We start from the raw sequence: 3,693 nt of genomic DNA on the forward strand, positions 1-3,693 counted from the left end.
AGACACATCGTGCTCCACGCGCGAATCYGGCATGCCGGAGTCCACGTCCGAAAAGGCAAAACTGGAATCATCGTCGACCRCCGGGCGCACCATCACCGGCCGGCGGGCTGGCGGCTCATCCGGCAACACGCTATCAGGCAGTTCCAGCGGATCCTGCTGGCGTTCCTGTTGGGCCCGCTTCCAGCGTACAGGGTCAAAATCAGCCGCACTGTCCTGCGCATCGGCAGGGCCAGTGCCGGAAGGCCTTAGCGGCACCCGGTCGGCAAATGACCTGGCCGGCGCCCATTCCTGTGATTCCGCAGCAGCGGCAACAGCCACGACTGGCGGCGCCGGCGCAGAAGGGACAAATTCCGGCAGCGGCATGGGTTCGGTGTCCCCGACCGCAAACGGTACGGCGGGCACGGGCGATGCCATGTCACGCGGCAGCAGATGCGCGGACGCATCAAAGACTTCAGCGCAATGCCCGCATCGCACCCAGCCCTGTGAGACTTTGAGTTGGTCGGTCACGACTTTGAACATCGTGCCGCATGCGGGGCAGCGCGTAATCAGGCTCATTTAGCGCTGTATTGTAGGGGGCTCACCCCCGCTGACGGCCTGAAAACCGCCATGCGCGGGATTGGGCCGGCTCAGAAGCCGGCGGTCATCAAGATCCAGCCTTCTTGCGCATCGTGCACAGTGAGCTGGCAATAGGGAGCGTAGGCTTCCTTGAGTTCCTCCGCCTGGCGATCCAGAATGCCGGCCAACACGAGATGGCCGCCCTTTTCGACATGCGCGCACAGCAGCGGCGCCAGCACCTTGAGCGGCGTGGCGAGGATGTTGGCCAGCACGATCTGGTATTTGCCAGACGCCTTCTCCGGAAGCCCAGCATTGAGCACCACATGGTTGGCTTCGGCATTGGCGCGCGTCGACTCCACGGCAGCCGGGTCGATGTCGACGGCATCGATTTCGGTCGCGCCGAACTTCGCCGCACCAATGGCCAGGATGCCGGAACCGCAGCCGTAATCCAGGACACGGCCGAGGTTGTTGCCTGCAGCGCCCTGACCAGCCACCCATCGAAGGCACATGCGCGTGGTCGGATGGGTGCCGGTGCCGAAGGCCAAGCCTGGATCCAGGCGAATCACCTGTTTGGCCTCGGCAGGCGGCTCATGCCAGGTCGGCACGATCCAGAATTCGGGGGTGATATCGACCGGCGCGAACTGCGACTGCGTGAGCCGCACCCAGTCTTGTTCCGGCACAGGCTGAACAGCCACCACGCTGCAGGCTGCAAAGAAGTCCTGGGCAGCCAGCACGCCCGCCGCATCGCGCGCCAGAGTTTCAGTGGCAAACAGCGAGACGATTCGCGAACGCTCCCAGCCAGCCCTGGGCGGTGGCATATCGGGTTCACCGAACAAAGCCTGCTCAGCCGGCGTCTGCGCATCGGCGTCTTCCACCGACACACTGAGCGCGTCGAGCGCGTCGAGCGCCTCGCTAAGGGTTTCGACTTCGTCGACAGGAGCCAGCAGGATCAGTTCAAACATCGTTCATCACCAGTTGTACGCCGAGGCGACAGGTATTCAATTCAAGCCGGGGCCGCGGGACTGGCTTTGCCAGACCGCAGGCGCGGCGGCCCCCTCGGGGGGCAGGAAGCTACACGAAGTGAGCGATCGTGGGGGCCACATCCACCGTGGGGGCTTTATCTCTCTCGTTTGGAGAGCCACTCTTCAAGGTAGTGGATATTGGTACCGCCGTCCATGAACTTGGCGTCCACCATCAGTTCGCGGTGCAACGGGATGTTGGTGTTGATGCCTTCCACCACGGTTTCGGCCAGCGCCGTGCTCATGCGGGCCAGCGCCTGCTCACGCGTATCACCGTGAACAATGATCTTGCCGATCATCGAGTCATAGTTGGGCGGCACAAAGTAGTTGGCATAAATATGCGAGTCCACCCGCACGCCCGGTCCGCCCGGCGTGTGCCAGGTCGTGATACGGCCCGGCGAAGGGACAAACTTGTAGGGATCTTCCGCGTTGATGCGGCATTCAATCGAATGGCCTTTGAGCTGGATGTCGCGCTGGGCAAAAGGCAGCTTTTCACCGGCCGCCACCATGATCTGGGTGCGCACGATGTCCACGCCGGTGATCCATTCGGTGACCGGATGCTCGACCTGGACACGCGTGTTCATCTCGATGAAGTAGAACTCGCCGTTTTCGTAGAGAAACTCAAAGGTGCCCGCGCCACGGTAGCCGATCTTTTTGACGGCGGCGACGCAGCGCTCACCAATGCGCTCGATCAGCTTGCGCGGAATCCCGGGCGCCGGCGCTTCTTCGATGACTTTCTGGTGGCGGCGCTGCATGGAACAGTCGCGTTCACCCAGCCAGACCGCATTCTTGTGCTGGTCCGCCAGAATCTGGATTTCGATGTGCCGCGGGTTCTGCAGGAATTTCTCCATGTAGACCTCGGGGTTGCCGAAAGCCGCGCCGGCTTCGGCCTTGGTGGTCTGCACCGCGTGCAGCAGGGCTGCCTCGGTATGCACCACGCGCATGCCGCGCCCGCCGCCACCGCCGGCCGCCTTGATGATGACGGGATAGCCGACCTGCTTGGCAGTGCGCTTGATGACGACCGGGTCATCGGGCAAGGCGCCTTCGGAGCCAGGTACACAGGGCACACCGGCCTTGATCATGGTCTGCTTGGCCGAGACCTTGTCGCCCATGATGCGGATTGATTCCGGCGTGGGGCCAATGAACTTGAAGCCGCTTTTTTCCACGCGCTCGGCGAAGTCGGCGTTTTCGCTCAGGAAACCATATCCGGGGTGGATGGCTTCAGCATCCGTCACCTCGGCTGCCGAGATGATGGCGGGCATGTTGAGGTAGCTGTCTTTGGAAGGCGCCGGGCCGATGCAGACCGACTCGTCGGCCAGCTTGATGTATTTGGCCTCGCGGTCGGCTTCGGAATAGACCATCACGGCCTTCACGCCGAGTTCGCGGCAGGCGCGCTGGATGCGCAGGGCAATCTCACCCCTGTTGGCGATCAGTATTTTCTTGAACATGCGTCGGTAAGCCTGGTTTGGAAAGGAGGCAAGGCGCCCGCTTACTCAATGATGAAGAGGGGTTGGCCGTATTCGACAGCCTGGCCGTTTTCCGAAAGAATCTTGGTGACAGTGCCCGATTTGTCGGCTTCGATCTCGTTGAGGATCTTCATGGCCTCAATGATGCAGATGGTTTCGCCTTCCTTGATGACGCTGCCCACTTCGACAAAAGGCTTGGCGCCGGGGCTGGCAGAGCGGTAGAAAGTGCCCACCATGGGCGACTTGACGGCATGCCCGGCGGGGGCTGCGGGCGCCGCCTCGGCGATCGGTGCGGCAGGCGCGCCGGCCGCAGGCGCCGCTGCGGGAGCTGCTACCATGGCAACCGGCTGCTGCATCACCAGGGGGGCGCCGCTGGATTTGACAATACGCACCTTGCCTTCGGCTTCAGTGATCTCCAGCTCGGAGACGTTGGACTCTGAGACGAGGTCGATCAGGGTCTTGAGTTTTCTTAAATCCATAGGTTCTCTCCAACGACGGTAGATGCTGGCGCGGGATCTCGGCGCAGCTTTTTTGACTGAAAGGCTGGAAACGGCAGGCACTTGACGCGGCCACCGATCTTCCTTCTTTTTTCACTTACTTTCTGCTTTTACGCTTTAAAGCGCTTATCAGTTAATTACTGCGGGGACGAGCCA

Annotated in this window: 4 protein-coding genes; all 4 read right to left on the reverse strand. The window is 62.0% G+C overall.

Annotated features, from left to right (window positions below; translation table 11 throughout):
* A partial coding sequence (locus AC1DWI_RS16495; protein ID WP_477725232.1) for a zinc-ribbon domain-containing protein occupies positions 1-555 on the reverse strand: 555 nt, incomplete at its 3' end.
* 71 nt (positions 556-626) lie between these two features.
* Positions 627-1,517, reverse strand: a complete 891-nt coding sequence (gene prmA, locus AC1DWI_RS16500) for a 50S ribosomal protein L11 methyltransferase (RefSeq protein WP_477668374.1) — start codon at positions 1,515-1,517, stop codon at positions 627-629.
* A 155-nt stretch (positions 1,518-1,672) separates the two neighbouring features.
* A complete protein-coding gene (accC, locus tag AC1DWI_RS16505) occupies positions 1,673-3,022 on the reverse strand; it encodes an acetyl-CoA carboxylase biotin carboxylase subunit (RefSeq protein ID WP_457281072.1) in 1,350 nt (449 codons plus the stop codon).
* Between the two features lie 41 nt (positions 3,023-3,063).
* Positions 3,064-3,519: an acetyl-CoA carboxylase biotin carboxyl carrier protein gene (accB, locus tag AC1DWI_RS16510; RefSeq protein ID WP_477668375.1), complete on the reverse strand. Its 456-nt coding sequence runs from the start codon at positions 3,517-3,519 to the stop codon at positions 3,064-3,066.
* Positions 3,520-3,693: the final 174 nt, after the last annotated feature.

The sequence above is a fragment of the Polaromonas sp. P3_C2 genome, assembly GCF_056402675.1.

Coding starts and splice junctions, on each gene's coding strand:
- accB (WP_477668375.1), bottom strand. CDS start 3,519: ATGGATTTAAGAAAACTCAAGACCCTGATCGACCTCGTCTCAGAGTCC.
- prmA (WP_477668374.1), bottom strand. CDS start 1,517: ATGTTTGAACTGATCCTGCTGGCTCCTGTCGACGAAGTCGAAACCCTT.
- accC (WP_457281072.1), bottom strand. CDS start 3,022: ATGTTCAAGAAAATACTGATCGCCAACAGGGGTGAGATTGCCCTGCGC.